Below are 22877 nucleotides of genomic sequence, written 5' to 3' on the forward strand. Positions count from 1 at the left end.
ACCAACACCCCAGCACTACGCCTGACAACCATCCCCCCAGTCTGCCCGCCCCCACTGACCAGCCTGAACACCACCACGAAAAAACTCCCCGGCGATGTGTCGATCCAAGCCAACCCTGTTCGACGCGTAGGCAGAAGGCACCCAACAGCCACCCGGGAAGGACCCCACGATGACCACCACGACGGCCCTCAAGACCACGGCGAACACCGAAGCCGCCAAGCCCCTGGCAGACCGAGCCCGCCCCACCGTCCTGGCCCTCTTCCGCGCCGTGGTGTCGTTCCTCTTCCTCTGCCACGGTCTGATGGGCTTCGGTCTCTTCGGCGGCATCGACAACGCAGGCGGCGCGCTCCCGTTGGGCCAGTGGCCGGGCTGGTGGGCCAGCCTGATCGAGGTCATCGGCGCGGTCCTGGTCTTCGCCGGACTCTTCACCCGAATCTCCGCGACAGTGCTCTCCGGCGTAATGGCCTACGCCTACTTCACCGTGCACGCCCCGGAAGGCCTTCTCCCCCTGCACAACCTGGGCGAACCCGCGGCGCTGTACGCCTGGGTCTTCCTCGCCATCGCGGTGGTGGGCCCGGGGGCGGCCTCGCTGGACCAGTTGCGCCGCCGGTGAAGGCGTCGTGAGCGGCAATCCCGGTTCTAACCGGGATTGCCACTCACGAGCATCGCCCGCCCCAGCGCGTGCTCCATCAACACCGTCAGCACCTGCTTGGTCGAGTCCCGCTCCCGCGCGTCACACAGCAGCAACGGCACCTGAGGATCAAGATCCAACGCCCCGCGGACTTCCTCGGTCCCATACCGGTAGGCGTCGTCAAAACAGTTCACCCCGACCACGAACGGCAACCCGCGCTGCTCGAAGAAATCCACTGCGGGGAAACAAGATTCAAGCCGCCGAGTGTCCGCGAGCACCACCGCGCCAAGCGCACCTTCCGCCAGTTCGTCCCACATGAACCAGAACCGGTCCTGTCCCGGAGTGCCGAACAGGTACAGGATCAGCTCGGGGTTGATGGTGATCCGGCCGAAGTCGAGCGCGACGGTCGTGGTGGTTTTGCCCTCGACGCCGGACAGGTCGTCCACGCCCTCGGACGCGGCGGTGATCACCTCTTCGGTGCGCAGCGGCGGCACCTCGCTGACCGAGCCGACCAGGGTTGTCTTGCCGACCCCGAAGCCGCCCGCGACAAGCACCTTCACCGCCTGCGCGGTGAGCGACCGGCGGGGCTCAGAGTTTCCGGATGCCATCGAGAACCGCCTGGAGTACGTGGGGGCTGGGGGCGTCGGTCACTGGCGTCGCGGTGCGGAACAGCACGAGGTTGCGTTCTATCAAATCGCTCAGCAGCACCTTCACCACCGGCAGCGGCAGGTCGACCCGCGCGGCGACCTCGGCGACCGAAACCGGGCGCTGGCACAGGGAAAGAATGCGCGAGTACTCCGGTTCGAGGCCGGGCGTCTCGCTCGCGGTGCGCAGCGCGACGACGAGCGTGATGAGGTCGAGCCCGCGGGTGTCGGACCGGGTCCGCCCGCCGGTGACGGCGTAGGACCGCACCAGCGGACCGGCCTCGTCCTCGTACCAGGACTCGCGGCCCCGCGCCGTCATGGCGAGGTCCGCTGGACCGCTCCGGCCCGCGGCGCCGCGGTGAGCACCGCGCCGACCCGCTTGACCATCAGGTTCATCTCGTAGGCGACGAGTCCCATGTCCGCGTCGACCCCGGCCAGCAGCGCGAGGCAGGCGCCCCGCCCGGCCGCGGTGACGAACAGGAACGCGTGGTCCATCTCGACCATGGTCTGCCGCACGTTGCCGCCGCCGAAGTGCCGCCCGGTGCCGCGGGCGAGGCTCTGGAACGCCGACGCGACCGCGGACAGGTGCTCCGCGTCCGCCTCGGACAGGTTGCCCGACCGGCCGATCAGCAGCCCGTCCGCGGACAGCACCACCGCGCGGTCCGCGCCGGCGACCCGCTGCACGAGGTCGTCGAGCAGCCAGTCGAGCTCGTTGACTCCGTTGTTCGCCATCAGTCGCGGTCTCCGTACCTGTTGTCGTGCCCGGGATCGGCCTCGCGGGCCCGCCGGGTGCCCTGCTGGAACGCGCTGAGCCGGGAGCGGGCCTGTTCCGGCGAATCCTCGCGGACGTCGTCGGATTCCGGCTCCGGCCGGTCACTGCGCAACTGCGGAACCAGGTTCTGCTGCCGCCGCCGCGGCGGCAGCGGCGGACGCCCGGGCGGACGCGGCGGCGCGGCCCGGCCGTTCTCGGCGGCGGGACGCGGCGCGCGGCCGTTGTCCGCGGGCGGACGCTGCTCATGCTGCGGGCGGGATTGCGGCGGACGGGCCGGCTGCGCCTCGGAGACCGGACGCATGGCCCGGCGGGTCGGCAACTCCGGCCGCTGCTGCTCCGGCGCGACCCGCGGCTCGGGTGCGACCCGAGGTTCCGGCGCGACCCGCGACGGCTGCGGCAGTTCCGCTTGCTGCGGTTCGGGAACCGGGCGCGACTTCCGTTGCGGCAGTTCCGGTCGCTGCGCCTCAGCGCGCTGCGGTTCCGGCGCGGGCCGCGACGGTTCCACGGCGAGCCGGGAAAGCTCCGGCGTACCGTCCGATTCCGCGTCCGCCTCGGTCTCCGACGGCTCCGTCTCGCTGATCGGCGCGAGCAAATCCTTGCGCACCAACACGATCGCCCGGGTGCCGCCGTACGCGGAGTCGCGCAGGTGCACCGAGATACCGTGCCGCGACGCCAGCCGCGCGACCACGAACAGGCCCAGCCGCGGTTCGTCGGACAGCGCCATGATCCCGAAGTCCGGCGGGTCGGCGAGCATCGCGTTGAACTCGTCGGCCTGCTCCGGTTCGATGCCGAGGCCCTGGTCCTCGACCTCGATCACGACGCCCTTGCCGACGACGTTGCCGCGCAGTTCCACGCGCGATTCCGGCGGCGAGAACGACGTCGCGTTGTCGATCAGCTCGGCGAGCAGGTGCACGAGGTCGCCGACGACCGGCCCGCGCACCGCGACCTCCGGCAGCTTCGCCGTCTTCACCCGCGCGAAGTGCTCGGTTTCCGCCGCCGCGCCGCGGACGAGTTCCACCAGCGACACCGGATTGCGCCACTGCCGTCCGGGCTGGCCGCCGCCGAGGATGATCAGGTTCTCCGCGTTGCGCCGCGCGCGGGTGGAGAGGTGGTCGAGCCGGAACAGCGTGTCGAGCTGGTCCGGGTCCTCCTGCTTGCGCTCGGCCGCGTCCAGCACCTTCAGCTGCCGGTGCACGATGACTTGGCTGCGGTGCGCGATGTTGAGGAACACCGCCTTCGTGCCTTGCCGGGTCTTGGCCTCTTCGACCGCGGCCGCGAGCGCGGACTGCTGCGCCAGGTTGAACGCCTCGGCCACCTCGCCGATCTCGTCCGTGCCGTGGTCGAGCAGATGCCCGCCCTCGTCGAGGTCGACCGGTTCACCCGCCCGTACGCGGTCGATGAGGTCCGGCAGCCGCACCTCGGCCGCGTCGAGGGTGTCCTCGCGCAGCCGGGCGAGCCGGGAGATGAAGCGGTTCGACAGCCGCAGCGCGATCAGCACCACGGCGAGCGCGAAGAGCACCGCCGCCGCGCCCGCGATGATCGAGTTCCGCAGCGTGTCGTCGGCGTCGGTGATCGCCGCGTTGGTCGCGTGCGCGCTCTGCGCGGCGAACATCGTCATCAGCGTGGTGGCGACCTGCTTGGCGTCGGTCCGCCACTGGTCCAGCGGGACCGGCAGCTGTTTCGCGCCGGACAGCAACGCGTTCTCGACCTGGGTCACGGTCGTCCACGCGGGACTCGAGACGAGCTTGTCGTAGTTCGCCCGGACCTCGGGCACCATCTGCGGCACCGACTGTTCGAGCTGCGCGTGGTACGCGCCGATCTGGCCGAGGTACGCGCGCTGCTCGTCGCCGGACAGCCCGCCCGCGGCGAGCCCTGCCGAGGCGAGGGCGTCACTGCGCTGCATTTCCTCGGCAGCGTTGAAAATCGGGATCGCGGACAGCCGGGCGTACGCGTTGTCCGCGCCGCGCGCGCCCTGCGCGAGGCCGGCGACGCCCTGGGTGAACTGGTCGATGATCTGGTTGTAGAAGGAAAAAACCTCGAGCCGCGGCACCTGGCCGGAGTCGACCTGCTGGCGCAGCTGCGGCAGTTTCGCTTCCAGCGCGGCGAACGTGGCGATGTTCTGCTTGACGCTCGCGGGCACGTTAGAGTCGCTCGCGAAGTTGCCCTGCAGCACCGAGGTGATCTGCGCGGCGGACGCGTCCGTCTTCGGCCGGGTGGCCAGCAGCGCGGCGCGCGCGGCGTCCTGTCCGGCCAGCACGCTCATCGACAGCTGCCGTTCCTGTTCCGCGGCGAGCAGGAACGGAATGCCGGGGCCTTCCGAACTGCGAATCTTCTGCGCGTAACCGCGCGCCTGCGTCGCGTCGAAAATCAGGTATCCGGCGAGCGCGATACCGACGACCAGCAACGCCACACTCGGAATCAACGCGATCGCGAGGACGCGAGAGCGAATCGACGAGCCGCGGCCCTTTCGCCCGGAATTCTGCTTCACCGTGATCCGTTTTCCTTCCGGCACTGCTGTGGTATTCGGGTCCGCGGTGTTTTCCTCGCACCGGTCCGACCAGCCGGATCACAGTTCACCGTGGTCTGCGTTGCCCGCGACGACGGTAAGCAACCCGGACGGGCGAGTCAAGTCCGGACCCGCGTTGCCGTCATCCTCTTGTTACCTGCTAGTAACCCACTGCGGTGCTTGGAAAACTGATCACCACCGGACGTGACCTTGGTCGCACCGGCCGCGCCGCCGCCCGGCGGGAGCCCGCGCGTGAGGTCGGTCACGACCCGGCGCGCGCAAAACTTGACCGAGAACTTATGCGCATTTCCGCATCGGCAACGGAATCGAACAGCGAACTGAGATCAATTTCCGGAATTCAGCGCCGGGCGCCATTCGGCGGGCGGTGCGCGGAAAGTCGCGGACCGGGCGCCTGTTCCGTTTCCGCCGAGACCTCCGGACGGTCGCGGCGGAGCAGGTCGTGCAGCATCTCCCGGCAGGCCCACGCCAGCACCGCCAAGGACGCGACCAGCACCGCTACCAGCGTCGATTCGACCGGATAGCGCCCGACGAAGTCGCCGAAACGCGCGAGCAGGAAGCCGATCGCCACGCCGACGAGCAGGGTCACGGCATACGAGAGCGGCACTTCCCGACCGCGGGTCTCGATCATTTCGGCCCCTTCCGCCTGGATTCGCCCGGCCGCGCCGCTCCCCGATCGGCTCCTGCCCGCGAAAAAACAGGGACCGAGCATACCCGCAGGGCAGCGGGCAGCGCGCCCGTCGATCACCCAAAGGGGCGAGCACGACACCGATTGTTCACCCTGGCCCCGCGAATCCGCGCGGATATTGCGCGAATTCTTTTCAGCGCACCTCGCGCAGCACGCTCACCGCCCGCAGCACCTCGGCGTAAGTCGTGTACAGCGGGGCCAGCCCGAAGCGCAGCACGTCCGGCGGCCGGAAATCGCCCAGTACGCCGCGTTCGTGCAGCGCGTTCATCGTCTGCTGCCCGCCCGCGTCGCGCACCGAAACCTGGTGCCCCCGGACGTGCTCGCGCGGCGTCGGAATGTCGGCTCCCGGCAGCAGTTCGTCCGCACACCGGAAAAAGAAATCGCCCAGCGCCAAGCCTTTCGCGCGCAGCACGGAAAGGTCGACGCCGTCCCAGACGTCCAGCGCGGCGTCGAGCGCCAGCATCGAGAGGATGTCCGGAGTACCGGCGCGGGCGCGCGCGATCCCCGCGCTGCCGCGGTATCCCGGTTCCATCCCGAACGGATCCGCGTGCCCGGCCCATCCGGCGAGCGGCTGATCGAATTCCGCCTGATGCCGCTGTGCCACATAGATGAACGCGGGCGAACCCGGTCCGCCGTTGAGGAATTTGTACGTACAACCCACCGCGAAGTCGACGTCGCACGCGTCGAGCCGAACCGGGATCGCGCCGACGCTGTGGCAGAGATCCCACACCGCGAGCGCGCCGGCCGTGTGCACGGCCTCGGTGACCGACGGCATGTCGTGCAGCCGCCCGCTGACGTAATCGACGTGATTCACCAGCACCGCGGCCGTCCGCTCGCTCACCGCGCCGGGCAGCTCCGCCACCGGCACCCGCCGCACGGTATGCCCGGTGAGCCGGGCCGCCTGGTCGGCCACGTAGCCGTCGGTCGGGAACGTCGCCGCGTCGACCAGTACTTCATCGCGGCCGGTGTTCGCCCGCACCGCCGCGACGAGCGTCTTGAACAGGTCCACACTCGTCGAATCCGCCACCACGACCTGTCCGGCGGCGGCCCCGACCAGCGGCGCGATCCGCTCGCCGACTCGCTGCGGGGCTTCCCACCAGCCCTCGGTCCACGACCGGATCAGCCGCCGCCCCCACTGCTCGCGGACCACCTCGGTCAGCCGCTCCGCGACGTGTTTTGGCGGCGCGCCAAGAGAATTCCCGTCGAAGTACGCGACTTCCGGGTCAAGGTCGAACTCCGCGCGTTTCGCGGCGAGCGGGTCGGCGGCGTCGAGCGCGGCCGCCTCGTCGGCAAGGCTCCCGCTGCGCACGGCGGATTCGGTCATGGACGGCTCCTCGGACTCCGGTTCGCCCATTCATAACAGGAGGCGGGCCCGCTTATCGAGCGCCGAGGCTGGCCGGGATTCTCTATCGGCCGCCGCGCCGACGACCTACAGTGACCTGACCAGGCACCACCGGAGGAGGTCAGCGTTGACCCAGTCGATCGCCGAACAAGCCGAGGGCCACACGATCCCGTCGCTGCTGCGGCGCAACGCCGTCGAGTACGGGGACCGGCCCGCGCTCACCTCGCTCGATCTCGAAGGCCGGCCGACGCTCACCTGGAGCGAGTTCCGGGCCGCGGTCGCCGAGGTGTCCCGCGGGCTCGCCGGGCTCGGCCTCGCCGCGGGCGACCGGATGCTGATCATGGCCCCGAGTTCGCCGGACCACCTGGTCGCCGACCTCGCCGCGGTGCATCTGGCGGCCATCCCGTGCACGGCGTACGCGACGCTGAGCCCGGAGCAGATCCGCTACGTCGCCCGGCACAGCGCCGCCCCGGTCGTCGTCCTCGCCGGCGCCGACGAACTGTCCCGCTGGCTGCCGGTGCTTGACGACCTGCCCGCGCTGCGTCGCGTGGTGGTCATGGACGAATCCGCGATCCCGGACGGCGACGACCGGTTCGTCGCCTACTCCGCGGTGCGCGAAGCCGGTCGCGCCGCGCTCGCCGCCGACCCCGAAGCGTTCGACCAAGCGTGGCAGGCGATCCGCCCGGACGACCCGCTCGCGATGATCTACACCTCCGGCACCACCGGCGACCCCAAGGGCGTCGTGCTGTCGCACCGCAACGCGATCCACGAGGGCATCGCCGTGCACACGCTGCACAAGGCCCCGATGCACCCGACGAACATCGCGTACCTGCCGCTGGCCCACATCGCCGAACGCGAGCTGTCGATTTATCTGCCGATCGTCGCGGCGGGCCACGTGCACACCGTCGGCGATCCGTCCGGAGTCGTCGCGGCGCTCGGCCAGGTGCACCCGCAGAGCTTCTTCGGCGTGCCGCGAGTGTGGGAAAAGATGGTGGCGGGCTTGAAGAACATGCTCGCCGGTGTGCCCGAGGACCGGCGCGAGGCGCTCATTTCGGCGAACGAACTCCTGCAAGAGGGCTACAAACTCCGCAGCGCGGGCGAGGAGCTGCCAGCCGATCTCGCCGAACGCATCTCCAAGACCGACGAGACCGTGCTCGCGCCGGTGCGCGGGCTGCTCGGGCTCGACCAGTTGCACGTCGCGTCCAGCGGCGCGGCCGCGTTGCCGCTGGAGGTGCTGTACTTCCTCGCCGGGCTGGGCGTCGAGATCCGCGAGGTCTGGGGTCTGTCCGAGACCACCGGCGCGGCGACCGCGAACAGCGCCGACGCGTTCCGCGCGGGCACCGTCGGCCGCCCGATCGACGGCGTCGAGGTGAAGACCGGCGAGGACGGCGAACTGCTCGTGCGCGGTCCGATCGTCTTCCTCGGCTACCTGCAGCCGGACGGCACGATCGAATCGGCCACCGACGCCGACGGCTGGTTCGCGACCGGCGACATCGGCACGATCGACGCCGACGGGTACGTCACGATCACCGACCGCAAGAAGGAACTGATCATCACCTCGAGCGGCAAGAACATCGCGCCGACCCGGATCGAGGGCTTGCTGAAGGAGCACCCGCTCATCGGCCAGGCGGTCGCGATCGGCGACGCGCGGCCGTACGTGACCGCGCTGATCGTGCTCGACGACGAGATCGCGCCCGGCTGGGCGGCGGCCAACGGCGTCGAAGCGGCCGGAATCGACGCGCTCGCCGCGCACGAGGCGGTCCAAGCGGAGATCGCCCGGGCCGTCGAATCAGCCAACAGCAGGCTGGCGCGGGCGGAGCAGATCAAGAAGTACCACGTGATCACCACCGCGTGGACGCCCGAGACCGGCGAGCTGACCCCGACGCTCAAGCTCAAGCGCCGGGTGATCAACGACCGCTACGGCTCGGACATCGCCTCGCTCTACTCCTCGTGAGTGGCGTTGCCGGTTAGAACCGGCAACGCCACTCACGAGGCCTGGCGGGACCACTTGCGCAGCCGCGGCGGCACGCGCTTTTCCAGTCCGTAGTTCTCCAGATGGGCGGAGAACACCTCGTCGAACGCCTGCTGCACGGTCTCGGTGTCCCAGTCCGGGCGCTCCAGGATCGGCTGCTTCAGGTACGGCTGCCCCATCACGTGCAATTGCGGGCCGTTGCACCGGATCATCTGCCCGGTGATGCCGTGCGACCCCTCGCCGAGCAGGAACAGCACGAGCGGCGCGATCTTCGCCGGGGTCCGCTCCGGCGGGCACGCGCGCAGCGCCCGTTCGGATTTCCAGACCATCCGGGTGTGCGCCACCGGGCACACCGCGTTCACCCGGATCCCGGAATCGTCGAGGTCCAGCGCCCACGAATAGGTCAGCGACGCGACCGCGCCCTTGCTCGCCGAGTACACGCCGAGCTTGCGCTGCCCGAGCGACGCGCCGGAGGAGATGTTCACGATTGACCCGCCGCCGCCCGCGCCGACCATCGCCCGGATCGCGGCGAGCCCGGTGTACATCACGCCGAGCACGTTCACCTCGACCAGCTGGCGGGCCTGTTCCGCGTCGTCCTCCCAGGGCAGCGCCTCGTAGTTGAGCCCCGCGTTGTTGACCAGGCCGTCGATCCGGCCGAACTCGGCGACGCACTGGTCGACGATCGCCTGCGCCTGCGCCGGGTCGGCCACGCTGTGCCCGTTCGCGACCGCGCGCCCCCCGTGGCCGCGGATCGTCTCGGCGGTGCGCTCGGCCAGTTCCGCGTCCACGTCGTTGACCACCACGGCCCCGCCCGCCCGCGCGACGTGCACGGCGAACGCCTCCCCGAGCCCTCGTCCGGCCCCGGTCACGACCACGGCCTTGTCCTTCAACAGTCTGTCCACGCTCACTCCCCGCTGGTGCGCCCGGCGCGAGGACGACCGCTCCGCCGGGTCTCTCCCAGTCTTGGACCATTCGGCCCAGCCGCACCGGGCGATGGCGACGAACGGTGGTCGCGCTGCGCCGAACGAGGAAAGCTGATCAGTTCCACGGGTACCCCGCGACAGATCAATCCGAACGGCTCCGCGTTCCGGCCACCGGATTCTTCCCGACTGTTCACCCTGGTGTGATCGGCGGCATACTGAGGGTGCACGCCCTGGCCGGAGCAGTGACACTCCTGGCCAGGAGCGAATCAGGCGAAGGCAGAATGCGGGCACCTGCATTCACTCGATCGGGGAGGGGGCAGTGGTCATCTCGTGACGACCGAAGCGACCTCTCGGCTTACGGCGCCGCTGCGGAATGTCGAATACCGCGTGCTTTGGGCGGCGGAAGCCATCTCGAGCGCGGGCGACCAGCTGGCGAAGGTGGCGTTGTCCATCCTCGTCTACCACCGCACCGGTTCCGCGCTGTGGGCTGCCGTCGTCTACGCGCTGACCTTCCTGCCCGCGCTCGCCGGCGGGCTCGGCCTGTCGTTCCTCGCCGACCGCTACCCGCGGCGGGCCGTGCTGAGCCTGAGCGCCGCGGCGCAAGCGGTGCTCGTGGGGCTGATGAGCCTGCCCGGGATGCCGCTGGTCGCGCTGTGCTTACTGCTCATCGCGGTGCAACTGGCCGCGTCGCCCGCGAACGCGGCGCAGAACGCGATCACCCGCGAGGTCTTCACCGACGACCATCTGTACCTGCGCAGCCAAGACTTGCGCGGGATCACCACCAACACCGTGCAATTGCTCGGCCTGGCCGGCGGCGGCGTGCTGGTGACAGCCGTGGGCACGTCGTGGGCGCTGGCGATCGACGCGGTGAGCTTCGCGGTGGCCTCGGTGATCGTGCGGGTGTGGGTGCACAACCGGCCCGCTGCCGGAGGCGACCACAGCACCTGGTTCTCCGCGACGCGCTGGGTGTTCGGGCAGCGCAAACTGCGGGTGCTGATCGCGTTGTCGTGGCTCGTGGGGCTGGCTGTGGTGCCCGAAGGGCTGGCCGCGCCGCTGGCCCAGCAGCTGAACGCGCCGTCCGCGGCGGTCGGCTGGCTGCTCGCCGCCGACCCGCTCGGCTTTGTCGCCGGGGCCTATCTGCTGTCGAAATTCGCGTCCGCCGAGGTCCGGCAGCGGCTGCTCGGAGTGCTGGCGACGACGTCGCTGGCCTTGCTCGCGCTGTTCCTGCTGCAGCCGAATCTGGTGGTCGCGCTGGTGCTGCTCGCGCTCGCCGGTGCGATGGGCGCCTACATCATCACCGTGACCGCGACGTTCTCCACCTGGGTGCCGAACGAACTGCGCGGCGGGGCCGGCGGGCTCTACCGCACGGGGCTGCGCGTGGCGCAGGGCATCGGGGTGGCTCTCGGCGGGGTGGTCGCGCAGGCGACCGGGTCTGCCGTTACCGCCATCGCGCTGGCCGGGCTGGCCGGCGTGGCTCTGGCGATCCCCACCGCGTTCTCGTGGACCCGGGTGCGGCACGCGGTCGCGGCCGGGGCCTGATCGTGGGTTGCGGGACGAATCTGCGGCCGGGGTCGAGGCACCGGCCGAATGGGTCCGGGTACGCCGGACGGGAAGTCTTTTCACGCTTCACGGTCACGCACGGAACACACCTCCGTTCGCATTGTCACGAATCCGTCGTGGATCGGTCACGGAACTCACGCTTCACGGTCACGCACAGCTGCTCACCTCCGCTCGCTGACAATTCATCGGAAAATGACAACAGCTCGATTCACGCTTCGCGGTCGCGCACGGGAAAACACCTCACTCGGGGGGACGGCGGGGACGCTCCTCCGCAATTTACTTCATGGATGCAGCAGTTGTCGCGGAAGGCGTCTCCGGGTTCGGAGACTGCGGCCGAATACAGCGTTCGAAGTCGGTGAGTGAGATGATACCGGCAACTGATAACGGCGCAGAACCGGGAACCGTCCGGGAACCGCATCCGACACCGGAGGAGGCACGGCCCGATGCCCGGAACCGAACCGGCGCGCGGTGAACGCCGCGGCCCCGGGGAGGAACCGCCCGCCGCGACGGGCTTCGCGGGACGGCTGCGCGCGCTGATCGCCGCGAACCCCATTTCCTCCTGGGATCTCTGGACGAAACCGCACCGGATGGTGGCGTTCCTGCTTGCCTGGGACGCCATCGCGGTGGCGCTGCTGACCTTCGGCGTCATCGCGTCGCCGAGCCCGGATCTCGTGGACTGGGGCCGGTTCGCGATCCTCGCCGGCTGCGCGACGGTGCACATCCAGCTCACCCGGAGGCAGGAGGAACGGCGGCGCAACCGGGTCACCGCCGTCCACATCGACCTGACCGGCATCTGGGTGTTCCCGGCCGCGCTGCTGCTGCCGATCCCGCTGACGCTGCTGCTGATCGCACTCCTGCGCGTCCAGCGGTGGTTCAACTCCCGTCGGCCGCCGCACAAGTTCGTGTTCACCTCGTTCACGCATGCGGTGTCGGCACTGCTGGCGCACCACCTGTACCAGACCTTCGCGTCCGCCGAACTGGCCCGGCTTTCGCCGGCGAACTCGTTGCAGGTCTTCGGGATCCTGATGCTCGTCGGGTTCAGCTACGCGGCGCTGCAGGCGATCGTGATCGGCGGTCTGCTCGCACTGGGCGGCACGTCCGCGCCCACCCTGCGCAACGTGTTGGGCACCAAGGACGACAACCTGCTGGAGCTGTCGACGATCAGCCTCGGCACCATCGCGACGATCCTGCTCCTGAACATCCCGCCGGCGATCGTGATCCTCGTGCTCATCACGGTGCTGGGAAACCGGCTGGCGGAAATCAACCAACTGCAGTCCGAAGCGCGCACCGATCCGAAAACCGGGATCTTCAACGTGCGCGGGTGGTCGGAGTCCGCGGAGCGCGCGCTGGCGCGGGCCGTGCGCGGCGGGGAAACCCTGGCACTGCTGATGATCGACCTCGACCACTTCAAGTGGATCAACGACACGTACGGCCATCCGGCGGGCGACGACGTGCTCCGCACGGTGGCGCAAACTCTCGACGAGATCACGCGTCCCAAGGACATCATCGGCCGCTTCGGCGGCGAGGAGTTCCTGATCCTGCTGCCCGATGCGGACACTACGGCGGCGAAGGTGACCGCGGAACGGATCCGTACCGCAATCGCCGATCAGCGCATCGTGACGACCGACAAACGCGGCGGTTCCGCATTGATCACCGGCCGCACCGCCTCGCTCGGCGTCGCATTGCTCGGGGTGAACGGAACGACACTGGAACAGTTGCTGCAAGCCGCCGACGCGGCCGTCTACACCGCGAAGGAAGGCGGCCGGAACCAGGTGCGCTTCGCGGACGCGAATCTGCCTCCCGAGTGATCCACAATTCCGATCACCGGCCCGGTTTGCGATTAATCGCGAAAACGATTCAGCAACTGTGCGCAACGGTGCGCTCCCCGTTCCGCCGCGGGATTGGGCCGCCGGGTTAATTGTCGGCGGACCGGCTCACCGCGACAGTCGGTTTTCGGGGCGAAACGACCGGCGCCCCCAAGATTGCCGAACCCGGTTGGCCGAAGCCCGAAAATCCCTCGCGGCCGCATCGAACCCGGCCGCGGCCCGCACCCTCCCGACTCCGCTCCCACAGAGGTCCGTGAAGGACTCCTTGAGGGAATCTGATTCCCTCAAGGAGTCCTTCACGGACTTCCGCTGACCCGCCCTGGGGGTTACCCCCGCTCGGGCGAGGGGGACAGCCGCCTCCCGGATCCCGCGCCGGAATGGCACCCTGGTTCGCATGCCAGCCACCGACGACCGTGCCCCGGCCGCCGTTCGCGTTCGCCGACCCTGGTCGACGTCCGGCTGGCTGCTGCTCGTCCTGCTCGTGGTGTTCGGGTTCGGCCTGATCGCCTCCCGGCCCGCGTCCCCGCCCGACCAGGGCCCGCCGACCGGCGGCGTGCTCGCCGCGCGGAACGCGGTCGACGCGCTCGCCCACCCCGGCGGCCAGGCCACCGCGCTGGCGCTCCTGCCCAAGGACTTCACCGCGGTCACCGGCGTGAAGCCCGGCCCGCTGCCCGCCCGCGACGGCACCGTCCGCGCGGCGCACCTGGACGGCGGCTGCTCCGCCCCGTGGGGCGACGACAACACGAAGTGGGACTTCTCCGTCCCCTGCAAGGCGCACGACCTCGGCTACGACCTGCTCCGCTACGCCAACGACAAGGGCCACCCGCTCGACCAGTCCGCCCGGGCGTCTCTCGACGACCGGCTGGAGCAGGACATGCACCGCACGTGCGAGCTGAACCCGATGAACTCCGAGCGCACCTGCCAGCTCGTCGCGTCGGTGTTCACCGGCGGGCTAGTGGTCAACTCGTGGCACCAGCGCTGGGGCCCGCCGGTCGGCGACCCGATCGGCCCGATGGTCGCCGGCGTCCTGGTGATCGGCTGCCTGCTCGTGATGCGCCTGCGCGGCTGGCACACCGCCCGCCGCACGACCCCGCGTCCGCGCCTGCCCCGCGGCGCACCCCGCCCTTGGGCAGTGCTCGGCATCGCCGGAGCCGTGCTGCTGATGGTCGGCGAGTCAGCGACCGCGCTCGCCGACTGGGCAGGCGCGCCGGAATCCACCTGGTGGCCACTGACCTGGCTCGCGCAGCTCACCCCGCTGCTCTTCTTCGCGGGCGGACTCGCCAACGCGGCGGGCTGGCGGGCCGAACGCGACCGCGGCTATCGGCATTACCTGGCCGAACGGTCCAGCCCGCTGCTGCGTCCGGCGTTGATCTTCGCGGTGGTCGCCCTGATCGTGCCGCTGGCGCTGGAACTGCTGGGCATCCCGGCCGGAACCAACGCCACCGTCATGCGGATCGCGCTGCACCCGCTGTGGCTGCTCGGCGTCTACCTGCTGACCGTCGTCGGCGCGCCGATGCTGCTCGCGCTCTACCGCCGTACGCGGCTGTGGTCGGTCGCGGCGCTGACAGCGGTCGTCGTGGCCGGAGAACTCGCCGCGAGCTGGACGGACGTGTCCTGGCCGCGCTACGCCGCCACGCTCGCCCTAGCGCTCCTCGCGCAACAGGTGGCGTTCGCGTACGCGGACGGCGTCCGGCTTCGCCGCCCAGTGCTCGCCATCGCCGCCGTAAGCGGTGTCGCGGCTCTCGCGGTCGCAGTGTTCGCCTTCGACGCTTCGCCGGTACTGCTCGGCAACCCGGGCGCGCCTGCCGCGCTTTCCGCGAGGCCGTGGACCGTACTGCTGCTGGGCGTGTCACAACTCGGCCTTATCGGGCTCCTCGCGACACCGCTGCGGCGCTGGGCCGCACGCGACCGCGTCACCCGCACCGCGTCGCTCATGCTGCGCGCGCCGATGAGCCTGTACCTGGCGTTCCTCGCCGCGATGCTGCTGCTCGTGGCCGTGGTCTACCTGCCTGGACCGATCGCCAACGGCCTGAGCTGGCTGCTGCGCCCGCGGATGCTCGCCGCAGTGGCGCTGCTGCTCGTGCCCGCGGCGCTGGTCTTCTGGTGGTTCGAACGACACCCGGGCAAGCCCGGCAAGACCGACGCCGAGACCTCCGTCGCCCCGCTTCCGTACACGCCGACCGGCCGTCGTCCGGTGCTGCTCACTCGCGCGGCCGCCACGCTGGGCATCGGGTACGCGACGCTCGGAGTGTTCGGTCTCGCCCTGGCCCGGTTCGGCGCGGAAGCCGCGGACGCCGACGTGCTCGGCTTGCGGCTGGATCCGGTCCAGAGCCTCGTGCACCTGCTCCTCGGCGTCCTCCTGCTGCACGCGGTCCGGACCGGCGGGGCGGCGACCTCGGCCGCGACGTGGTTCGCCGCCGCGCTGACCTGCGTGCCGTCGCTCGTGGCCGCCGCGAACAGCGAGACGCACGGCTCGGCGATCGTCGTCCTGCATCTCCTCACCGCGGCATTCGCCCTGGTCGGAGCGGGTTCGTGCCTGGTGCCGACGAGACGGACGGCCACCGCCGCGCCCTGACTCGCGACACGCATACCGCCGGCCGGGCGAAAATGCTTCGGATACCGGACCATGGGTGGTGCACACCACACCGGCCGGGGGAGGTGCGAACCCGTCGCAACCCCCGCCGGGCACCATGCGTCTCCAGAAGCGGACGACCAGAACGACGAGAAGGAGCCGACCGCGTGGACTACCCGCCTCGGAACGGGCAAGGCGATCGCCGCCCCGCCCGCTCGTGGCAGGACCAGCCCGGCCGGGAACCGGCGCGGCGGCCCGGGCCACCGCCTCGCTCGCGACGCGACCCGCAGGCCGCCGGCCCGCCCCGTCGTCCCGGCCCGCCTCCGCGCCGTCCGTCCGGGCGGTCCCGCCGCGGCGGGATGCGCGGCGCGAAAATCGCTCTCGCGGTGGTGTCGCTGCTGGTCATGGGGCTTACCGGGTACGCGTGGGCGTCGCTGCAGGGGCTGGTCAACGGGCTGAGCTACTCCGACGTGATCGGCGACGGCGCGGGCGGCGACAAACCCGCCGACGGCGCCCGCGACATCCTCCTGGTCGGCCTCGACAGCCGCACCGACGCGCAGGGCAACCCGCTGCCCGCGGACCTGCTGGCCCAGCTCAACGCGGGCGAGTCGGACGGCGAGCTGAACACCGACACGCTGATCATGGTGCACATCCCGAACGACGGCAGCAAGGCCGTCGCGATGTCGCTGCCGCGCGACTCGTACGTGGACATCCCGGGCTACGGCAAGCACAAGATCAACTCGGCGTACGCGCGAGCGATGCTGCAGGCGCGCAAGGATCTGCAGGCCCAAGGCGTCACCGATCCGAAGGAACTCGACGTCAAGGCCAACCAGGCCGGGGCGAAGCTGCTGATCGCGACGATCCAGGAGCTGACCGGGTCCACGATCGACAACTACGCGGCGATCAACCTGCTCGGCTTCAGCGACATCACGAAAGCCATCGGCGGCGTGGACGTCTGCCTGAAGGACAACGTCGACGACGAGTACTCCGGCGCGAAGTTCACCAAGGGCCAGCACACCATCGACGGGGTGCAGGCGCTGGAGTTCGTCCGGCAGCGGCACGGCCTGCCGCGCGGCGACCTCGACCGGGTCGTGCGCCAGCAGGTGTTCATGGCGGGCATGGCGCGCAAGATCCTGTCCGCGGGAACGCTGACCGACCCGGGCAAGCTCAACTCGCTGGTCGACGCCATCAAGAAGTCCGTGGTGCTGAACCAGAACTGGGACATCTTCAGCTTCGCCCAGCAGATGAAGGGCCTCACCGGCGGACAGCTGGAGTTCCGCACCATCCCGGTCGACAACGTCGAGTACCGGACGCCGACCGACGGCGTCGCGGTCAAGGTCGACCCGGCGAAGGTGAAGGCCTTCGTGCAGGGGCTGACCGGTCCGCAGGCCGGCGCGAACGGGGCCCCGGCGCCGCCGCAGCAGAAGCCGGACGAGTCGCATAAGGACACGACGGTCGACGTGCGCAACGCCTCGGACCGCACCGGTCTCGCGGCGACCGTGGCGAAGCAGTTGGCGGACAAGGGCTTCACCGCGGGCGACACGGACAACGCGTCCTCGCGCAAGACGACTGTGATCTGGGTCCCAAGCGGCGGCGAAGCGGCCGGGCAAGCGGTCGCCGACGCGCTCGGCGCCAAGGCGACGGTGCAGGAAGACAAGAGCGTGCCCAAGGGCCACGTGAAGGTCTTCCTCGGTTCGGACTACCAGTCTTCCGCTGGTGCGTCGAGCGGAACCGGTGCGGCGCAAGCACCTCCGGCTCAGCAGCAGGCCGCGCCTCCGTCGACGCCCTCGGGTCCGGGCAGCGACGACCAGCCGATCACCGCCGACGGGGTGCCCTGCGTCAACTGACGCGTTGCTCCATTCGGGGCAAGTAGAAAATATTCCGGAAACCCGCGTAATGAGCGGCCGCTTCGGCACTTTCACCATCGGGACGCAAGCCCGCGTCCGTGAAGTTGGTTGAGGGGCAGGGGCCGTGATCGACGCTGAGCACTACCAGCGGGTGCTGGGAGACGAGCTGCGCAAGCTCAGGCGTGGCCGGGGATGGACGCGCAAAGAGCTGAACGCGCATCTGCAGAGCGAAATCTCGCTGCAGACACTGGCGACGTACGAACTGGGCACCCGGCAGTGTTCCGTGGTGCGCCTGGTCGAACTGTGCGTGGCGATGGACGAGCTTCCGCAGGATTTGCTGGCCAAAGTGCACAGCCGGGTCTTCACCGAGGAACCGGGCCGGGTCCGCGTGGACCTGCGCCGGGTCGTCGAGGAAGCCGGTCCGGAGCTGACTCCGCTGCGACGCTGGGCCGAAGGACGGTTGCGGCAGAACGGAGTCGCGATGCCGGGGTCGCCCGCGCGCGCGAGTTCCGCCTCCCGGCCTTCCGTTCCCGTCTCCGGTTCTTCAAGCACGCCAAGCCCTTCCGCTCCCGCGGCTTCGGGTCAGCCCGCTTCGGCGAGCGCGTCGACCGACGAGGTGTCGTTCGACTTCGCCGCGCTGGAGCGGATGGCCGAACTGTGCGGTCTTCCGACGGCTGAGCTGGTTTCGCACCTGCGCAAGCTCGCTCCCGCCTGATCCGCACCTCACAGACCACGAGGGGGACCTTCGCGACTCCTCCCCTGCCGCGAAAGTCTCCCTCGTTCTGCTCACCCTCCGCGTGCCTCCGTCCGCCGAGGTTTCTTCCCGCTCAACGGCAACGCCGTCCTGCCCGCGTCCACTGTGGAGCCCGCTCCTCGCTGAACGCTGCCCACGTACTACGAGGGGAACTTTCGCGACTCCTCCCCTGCCGCGAAGGTTCCCCTCGTACTCGGGGTCCACTGTGGACCCCGCCGAGACCACGAGGGGGACCTTCGCGACTCCATCCCCCGCCGCGAAAGTCCCCCTCGTGCCGGCTCACCCGAGCAGTTCGTAGTCCTCCCGCCGCACCGTCCGGGTGTCCAGCCAGTACCGCCAGGTGAAGCCCGGCCACAGCGTCCGGTTCACGCCCTTCGCGTCCAGGTACCAGCTCTTGCAGCCGCCCTGGGTCCAGATGCCCCTCTCGAGTTTCCGTTGCACCTCGGCGTTGAACCGCTCCTGCGCGTCCTCGCGCGGGTCCAGCGCCCGGTCCCCGGCGAGCCGCAACGCCTGCGCGATATAGGAAATCTGCGCCTCGATCATGAAGACCACCGAGTTGTGCCCCAGCCCGGTGTTCGGCCCGAGCAGGAAGAACAGGTTCGGGAAGCCGTTGACGGTGATCCCGAGGTGCGTCCGCATCCCCTCGCTCGCCCACTCCTTCGCGAGGTTCCGCCCGTCGCGGCCGACGATCTCCAGGCTGTCGAACGCGTCGGTCACGTGGAACCCGGTGCCGTAGACGATCGCGTCCACCTCGTGCTCGACGCCCGCCTGGTCGACGACGCTGTGCTCGCGCACCTCGGCCACGCCGTCGGTGACCACGTCGACGTTGTCGCGGGCCAGCGCCGGGTAGTAGTCGTTCGAGATGAGCACGCGTTTGCAGCCCATGGTGTAGTCCGGGGTCAGCTTGGCGCGCAGCACCGGATCGGACACCGCGCGGTCGATGTTGCTCTTCGCGAGCCGCTGCCCGATCTTCATGATCCACGGCTGGCCGTTGAAGCCGATCGCGCGCGCTTCCAGCGTCCAGTAAAGGAAATTCCGGTACAGCCGCTGCACCGGCGGCACCGCGCGGAACAGGCCGCGCAGCCAGCCCGGCATGTCGCGGTCGGCCTTCGGCATCACCCACGGCGGCGTGCGCTGGAACAACGTCAGCTCGGCGGCTTCCGGCGCGATCTTCGGCACGAACTGGACCGCGCTGGCCCCGGTGCCGACCACCGCGACGCGCTTGCCCGCGAAGTCGAAGTCGTGCTCCCACTCGGCGGAGTGGAACGCGCGTCCCTGGAACCGCTCGATGCCCGGCAGGTCCGGGATCATCGGCCGGTGCAGCGCGCCGACGCCCGCGACCAGCGCCGGAGCCACGAACTCGTCGCCGCCGCGGGTGCTGACGTGCCAGCGGTTCTCCTCGGCGTCCCAGCGCGCGCCGGTCATCTCCTGGCCGAAGCGGATGAAGCGGCGCAGGTCGTACTTGTCCGCCACGCCGCGCATGTACTCGTAGATCTCCGGCTGCGGCGAGTACGCGCGCGACCAGCCGGGGTTCTGCTCGAAGGAGAAGGAGTACATGTGCGACGGGATGTCGCACGCGCAACCGGGGTAGCTGTTGTCCCGCCAGGTTCCGCCGACGTCCTCGGCCTTCTCGAGAACCACGAAGTCGTCGCGGCCGTCCTTGCGCAGCTGAATCGCCATGCCGAGCCCGGAGAACCCGGTGCCGACCACGATCACGCCGGTCTCGGTGCGGTTGCCCATGCGTCCTCCCGTTAACTGTTACCCGAAGTCCAGCTTACTCGGAGTAGGTTACTGGCGGTAGAGTGTGCGGCATGACCACCGCCAAGCGCAAGCGCATGCCCCGAGCCGAACGGGAACGGCAGATGATCGAGGTCGCCGAGCAGGTCTTCGGCGAGCGCGGCTACGCGATGGCGTCGATGGACGAGATCGCGGAACTGGTCGGCGTGTCCAAGCCGATGCTCTACGAGTACTTCAACTCGAAAGAGGGCCTGCTGCTGGCGTGCATCCGGCAGTCGCGGGCGGCGCTGCAGGAGGCCACCGAGCAGTCGATCGTCGGCGCGGAGTCCGCACAGGACGCGCTGCGGCGCGGGTTGCTGGCGTTCTTCGTCTTCATCCGCGAGCGCCGCCAGGCCTGGTCGCTGCTGCGCCACGAGATGGCCCTGATCGGCACCCCCGCCGCGGACGAGATCGAAGAAACCCGCCGGCAGCAGACCGACCTGATCACCGCGTTGATGAGCGGCTACTTCGACAGCGAGGACACCCTGCGCGCCGAAGCGTCGGCCGAGTTCGTCGTCGGCGCCTGCGAGCGGCTGGCGATCTGGTGCGAGCGCTTCCCGGAGGTGACCCCGGAGAAGGCGACCGAGTACGCGATGGATCTCCTGTGGGCCGGGTTGTCACAGCGTGCGATCTGATGTGCACGTGAAGATGACCGTGCATTAGGCCATTCGGTCGTCACTCAGCGCACATCTCGTCCCGTTACTTGTGACACAGAGTTTTCATACGGTATCGATGACACTGTAGAAAGACACACTGAGTGTCGCGCCAGCGGCCGGCAAGCAGGAATCGCGTCATGAGTTTGCGGTGGCCGGGTCTCGACCTGTGACGCATGCTGATGACGAGAGGGGTGAGGCAGTGGTGGAAACGATCACGGCGACTTACAAGCACGACAACGACGACTGGACGATCACGGTCAGCGGTCGCGGCAAGGAGCTGACCGGCAAAGCGCCGGGCATCATCGCCGCGCGCGACCGGGCCGACCAGCTCGTGGAGAAGCTCGCCCCGAACGAGCGTCCCACCGTCGTGCACCTGCTGAACGGCAACGCACTGGAGTTCACCAGCGCGTACATGGCCGCCCGCCTGACGCTGCCGGAGATCGCTCCGCTGGAAATCCCGCCGTCGGGCGGAGCCAAGGCGGCCAAGGACGCTGCGGCTGCCTCTTCCGATTCGGGAACCGAGTCCGGCAAGGCTTCGGCTGCTGCCCCGGCTCCCGCTTCCGCCCCGGCTCCCGCTTCCGCCCCGGCTCCCGCTTCGGCTTCGGCGAGCGCCGCCCCGGCGGCCGCGGAGAAGGACCAGGCCGCCAAACCGGCACTGCCGCCGAGCAAGCAGCTCCCGAAAGAGGTCGAAGACCGCAAGCCCGGAGAAACGAGCCGCCCCGGTGTGACAGCGGGCGCGTCGGCCACTCCGCCGGTCGCACGCGCCTGACCTGCACTCTTACTTCTATTCGCTTTTTCGCGAGCCGCTTGGCCTGCGCGCGTCTTTGCGCCTGGGCTCTTTGGCGCGCCCGTCCAACCGTGCCCTGACTCTGGAGCATTTGCGCCTCGATCGAGGCCCCCACGTCCGGCCGAGCGCGCCCAGAGCCGGGTCCGGCCTCCCTCCCGCGCACGCCCGCACACAGCTGATTACGTCCGCTACAGCGGGACAGAACCGACTCGTCACCCTTGCGGGGTAGCCCAATTCGGCGAACGTGTTCCCCCGAAGCGACCCAGGTGAGCGACCGCCAAACAGGTGACCCCTGGTTCAGTGGCTCTTCTCACGAAGTTCACCGGGCGTGACGATTACGGCTGTCGATCCGCCATCCAGGGAGCAAACAGCCAGTGCCCGGCGCGCGCCCGAGATGCGACTGGGCGTAACCGCAGAAGCAGCGGGACCCGAGAAGGGTCCCGCCGATGCCTCAACGCGCCGCGAGGCGAACCCTCAGCGGAACAGCTTCCGCACCAGCAGCACGGCCACCAGCACGCCAGCCCCGATCAGCGGGTACTTGACCTTCGGGTTGTCAAGCTTCGCGCGCACGCCGTCCTTCGCCTGTTCGGCGAGCTTCTGCGGGTTGGCCTTCGTGCCCAGCTGGTCGAGGGTCGCCGCCAAAGCGGTCCTCGCCTGCTCGATCTCACGCTCGATGGTCTCGGGGTCGCGAGCCACGTGCCCTCCTCGCCGCAGTCGGACTGTAGGCGGTCCACGGTAGAGGACAACCCCCGCGAGACGGCGACTGGCCACGCCGAGCGAACCCGAACGTGGCGCGCGCTACGATCACACCTGGTTCTTGGGGGCCGTAGCCCAATTGGCAGAGGCACACGGTTTAGGTCCGTGCCAGTGAGAGTTCGAGTCTCTCCGGCCCCACAAGTTGTCGTAGTCGTTGCACAATACCGCCGCGTGTTCGGTTCGCTAGGAAGCCAGCGACCCTGACATCAAGAGTTTGGCTTCAAAGCGAACTTCATCGACAACTCGACGTAGTCCTGGATTGGCTGGCTTCTGCCCGTTGGAAGCGCGGCCACGACTAGCTCGCCAGAAATCGGTTCAGTGCGTCGCGACGGATCCTCTGTGCCGTCAGGCAGGCAGATCGAGCCATCGGCACGATCGACCACGGCAGCCAGTGCCTGACTCCTCATGCACTTCCGGCAGATCACCGAAACCGCCGGCCGACCGGCGCTGCCTTCGCTGACCCACGTCCTTCGTGGTGACGACGGGCGGGAGCCCACTTCCCTCCACAGGGTAGATACTGGTACTTTGGTACCTAAGCGAGTCACTCGCAGCACCTCAAGGAGAGTTCAGTCATGGCTGCCGCCACCGCGCCAATTAAGGTCGACGCCTCAACCGACGAACTTGTATCCCATGCAGCTCACTTCATGTCGCGTTCAAAGAAGGACATCGTCGATGCAGCCGTGCGGGAGTACATCGACGCTCACCGCGACGAGATCAACGACGGGATCAAAGCGGCGCTCGGCCAACTCAACGGCTCTGACTCCGCTGCCGTTGCCATGATGACCGGGTTCAACGTCGATGAACTCAATGAACTCGGCGGATTGCCGAAGTAGTCCAGTTCGCGCGG

Annotated in this window: 19 protein-coding genes and 1 tRNA gene; 11 read left to right on the forward strand and 9 right to left on the reverse strand. The window is 69.5% G+C overall.

Annotation, left to right across the window (positions count from 1 at the left end):
* Nucleotides 1-169 precede the first annotated feature (169 nt).
* Nucleotides 170-613 (forward strand): DoxX family protein, encoded by a 444-nt coding sequence (locus D0D37_RS35645; RefSeq protein ID WP_116204983.1) that lies wholly within the window; start codon nucleotides 170-172, stop codon nucleotides 611-613.
* A 26-nt stretch (nucleotides 614-639) separates the two neighbouring features.
* On the opposite strand, the gene D0D37_RS35650 is transcribed toward D0D37_RS35645, so the two are convergent.
* The 6 genes from D0D37_RS35650 to kynU form a co-directional block, all read right to left on the reverse strand.
* Nucleotides 640-1239 carry a GTP-binding protein gene (locus tag D0D37_RS35650; RefSeq protein WP_009082429.1) on the reverse strand — a complete coding sequence of 200 codons (600 nt, stop codon included), beginning with the start codon at nucleotides 1237-1239 and terminating at the stop codon, nucleotides 640-642.
* Complete coding sequence (locus tag D0D37_RS35655) at nucleotides 1220-1594, reverse strand: DUF742 domain-containing protein (protein WP_116204984.1); 375 nt, start codon at nucleotides 1592-1594, stop codon at nucleotides 1220-1222. The genes D0D37_RS35650 and D0D37_RS35655 overlap by 20 nt, the downstream gene beginning before the upstream one ends.
* Complete coding sequence (locus tag D0D37_RS35660; RefSeq protein WP_009082431.1) at nucleotides 1591-2007, reverse strand: roadblock/LC7 domain-containing protein; 417 nt, start codon at nucleotides 2005-2007, stop codon at nucleotides 1591-1593. The genes D0D37_RS35655 and D0D37_RS35660 overlap by 4 nt, the downstream gene beginning before the upstream one ends.
* Nucleotides 2007-4535, reverse strand: a complete 2529-nt coding sequence (locus D0D37_RS35665) for a nitrate- and nitrite sensing domain-containing protein (RefSeq protein ID WP_116205007.1) — start codon at nucleotides 4533-4535, stop codon at nucleotides 2007-2009. The genes D0D37_RS35660 and D0D37_RS35665 overlap by 1 nt, the downstream gene beginning before the upstream one ends.
* A gap of 376 nt (nucleotides 4536-4911) precedes the next feature.
* Entirely contained in the window at nucleotides 4912-5202 is a 291-nt protein-coding gene (locus D0D37_RS35670; protein ID WP_116204985.1) for a hypothetical protein, read from the reverse strand.
* 190 nt (nucleotides 5203-5392) lie between these two features.
* Entirely contained in the window at nucleotides 5393-6583 is a 1191-nt protein-coding gene (gene kynU, locus D0D37_RS35675; protein ID WP_116204986.1) for a kynureninase, read from the reverse strand.
* A 145-nt stretch (nucleotides 6584-6728) separates the two neighbouring features.
* Between kynU and D0D37_RS35680 the strand changes: the two genes are divergently transcribed.
* A complete protein-coding gene (locus tag D0D37_RS35680; protein WP_116204987.1) occupies nucleotides 6729-8555 on the forward strand; it encodes an AMP-dependent synthetase/ligase in 1827 nt (608 codons plus the stop codon).
* 32 nt (nucleotides 8556-8587) lie between these two features.
* On the opposite strand, the gene D0D37_RS35685 is transcribed toward D0D37_RS35680, so the two are convergent.
* A complete protein-coding gene (locus D0D37_RS35685; RefSeq protein ID WP_116204988.1) occupies nucleotides 8588-9475 on the reverse strand; it encodes an SDR family NAD(P)-dependent oxidoreductase in 888 nt (295 codons plus the stop codon).
* A gap of 351 nt (nucleotides 9476-9826) precedes the next feature.
* Here D0D37_RS35685 and D0D37_RS35690 point away from each other — a divergent pair, with 351 nt between their 5' ends.
* The 5 genes from D0D37_RS35690 to D0D37_RS35710 all read left to right on the forward strand — a co-directional run bounded on the left by D0D37_RS35690 (nucleotide 9827) and on the right by D0D37_RS35710 (nucleotide 18016).
* The gene (locus D0D37_RS35690) at nucleotides 9827-11035 is read left to right on the forward strand and encodes an MFS transporter (RefSeq protein WP_116204989.1); all 1209 of its coding nucleotides are present in this window, start codon (nucleotides 9827-9829) and stop codon (nucleotides 11033-11035) included.
* A 464-nt stretch (nucleotides 11036-11499) separates the two neighbouring features.
* Complete coding sequence (locus tag D0D37_RS35695) at nucleotides 11500-12864, forward strand: GGDEF domain-containing protein (protein ID WP_116204990.1); 1365 nt, start codon at nucleotides 11500-11502, stop codon at nucleotides 12862-12864.
* 412 nt (nucleotides 12865-13276) lie between these two features.
* Nucleotides 13277-15457 (forward strand): phospholipase A2, encoded by a 2181-nt coding sequence (locus D0D37_RS35700; protein WP_116204991.1) that lies wholly within the window; start codon nucleotides 13277-13279, stop codon nucleotides 15455-15457.
* A gap of 164 nt (nucleotides 15458-15621) precedes the next feature.
* Nucleotides 15622-17301 (forward strand): LCP family protein, encoded by a 1680-nt coding sequence (locus D0D37_RS35705; RefSeq protein WP_116204992.1) that lies wholly within the window; start codon nucleotides 15622-15624, stop codon nucleotides 17299-17301.
* Between the two features lie 124 nt (nucleotides 17302-17425).
* Complete coding sequence (locus D0D37_RS35710) at nucleotides 17426-18016, forward strand: helix-turn-helix domain-containing protein (RefSeq protein ID WP_116204993.1); 591 nt, start codon at nucleotides 17426-17428, stop codon at nucleotides 18014-18016.
* Nucleotides 18017-18334: 318 nt separating this feature from the next.
* Here the strand turns inward: D0D37_RS35710 and D0D37_RS35715 are convergent, their stop codons facing one another.
* Complete coding sequence (locus tag D0D37_RS35715) at nucleotides 18335-19795, reverse strand: flavin-containing monooxygenase (protein WP_116204994.1); 1461 nt, start codon at nucleotides 19793-19795, stop codon at nucleotides 18335-18337.
* Between the two features lie 71 nt (nucleotides 19796-19866).
* Between D0D37_RS35715 and D0D37_RS35720 the strand changes: the two genes are divergently transcribed.
* Together D0D37_RS35720 and D0D37_RS35725 are read left to right on the forward strand one after the other, a co-directional pair.
* Nucleotides 19867-20466: a TetR/AcrR family transcriptional regulator gene (locus D0D37_RS35720; RefSeq protein ID WP_116204995.1), complete on the forward strand. Its 600-nt coding sequence runs from the start codon at nucleotides 19867-19869 to the stop codon at nucleotides 20464-20466.
* Nucleotides 20467-20686: 220 nt separating this feature from the next.
* Entirely contained in the window at nucleotides 20687-21256 is a 570-nt protein-coding gene (locus D0D37_RS35725) for a hypothetical protein (RefSeq protein WP_116204996.1), read from the forward strand.
* Between the two features lie 492 nt (nucleotides 21257-21748).
* Here the strand turns inward: D0D37_RS35725 and D0D37_RS35730 are convergent, their stop codons facing one another.
* Nucleotides 21749-21970: a DUF3618 domain-containing protein gene (locus D0D37_RS35730; RefSeq protein ID WP_037358573.1), complete on the reverse strand. Its 222-nt coding sequence runs from the start codon at nucleotides 21968-21970 to the stop codon at nucleotides 21749-21751.
* A 124-nt stretch (nucleotides 21971-22094) separates the two neighbouring features.
* Between D0D37_RS35730 and D0D37_RS35735 the strand changes: the two genes are divergently transcribed.
* Nucleotides 22095-22168 (forward strand) — tRNA-Leu (locus D0D37_RS35735).
* A gap of 434 nt (nucleotides 22169-22602) precedes the next feature.
* Entirely contained in the window at nucleotides 22603-22863 is a 261-nt protein-coding gene (locus D0D37_RS35740) for a hypothetical protein (RefSeq protein ID WP_116204997.1), read from the forward strand.
* The last annotated feature ends 14 nt before the right edge of the window (nucleotides 22864-22877 follow it).

It is taken from the genome of Amycolatopsis circi (assembly GCF_003385235.1).
GTDB classification, from domain to species: domain Bacteria; phylum Actinomycetota; class Actinomycetes; order Mycobacteriales; family Pseudonocardiaceae; genus Amycolatopsis; species Amycolatopsis circi.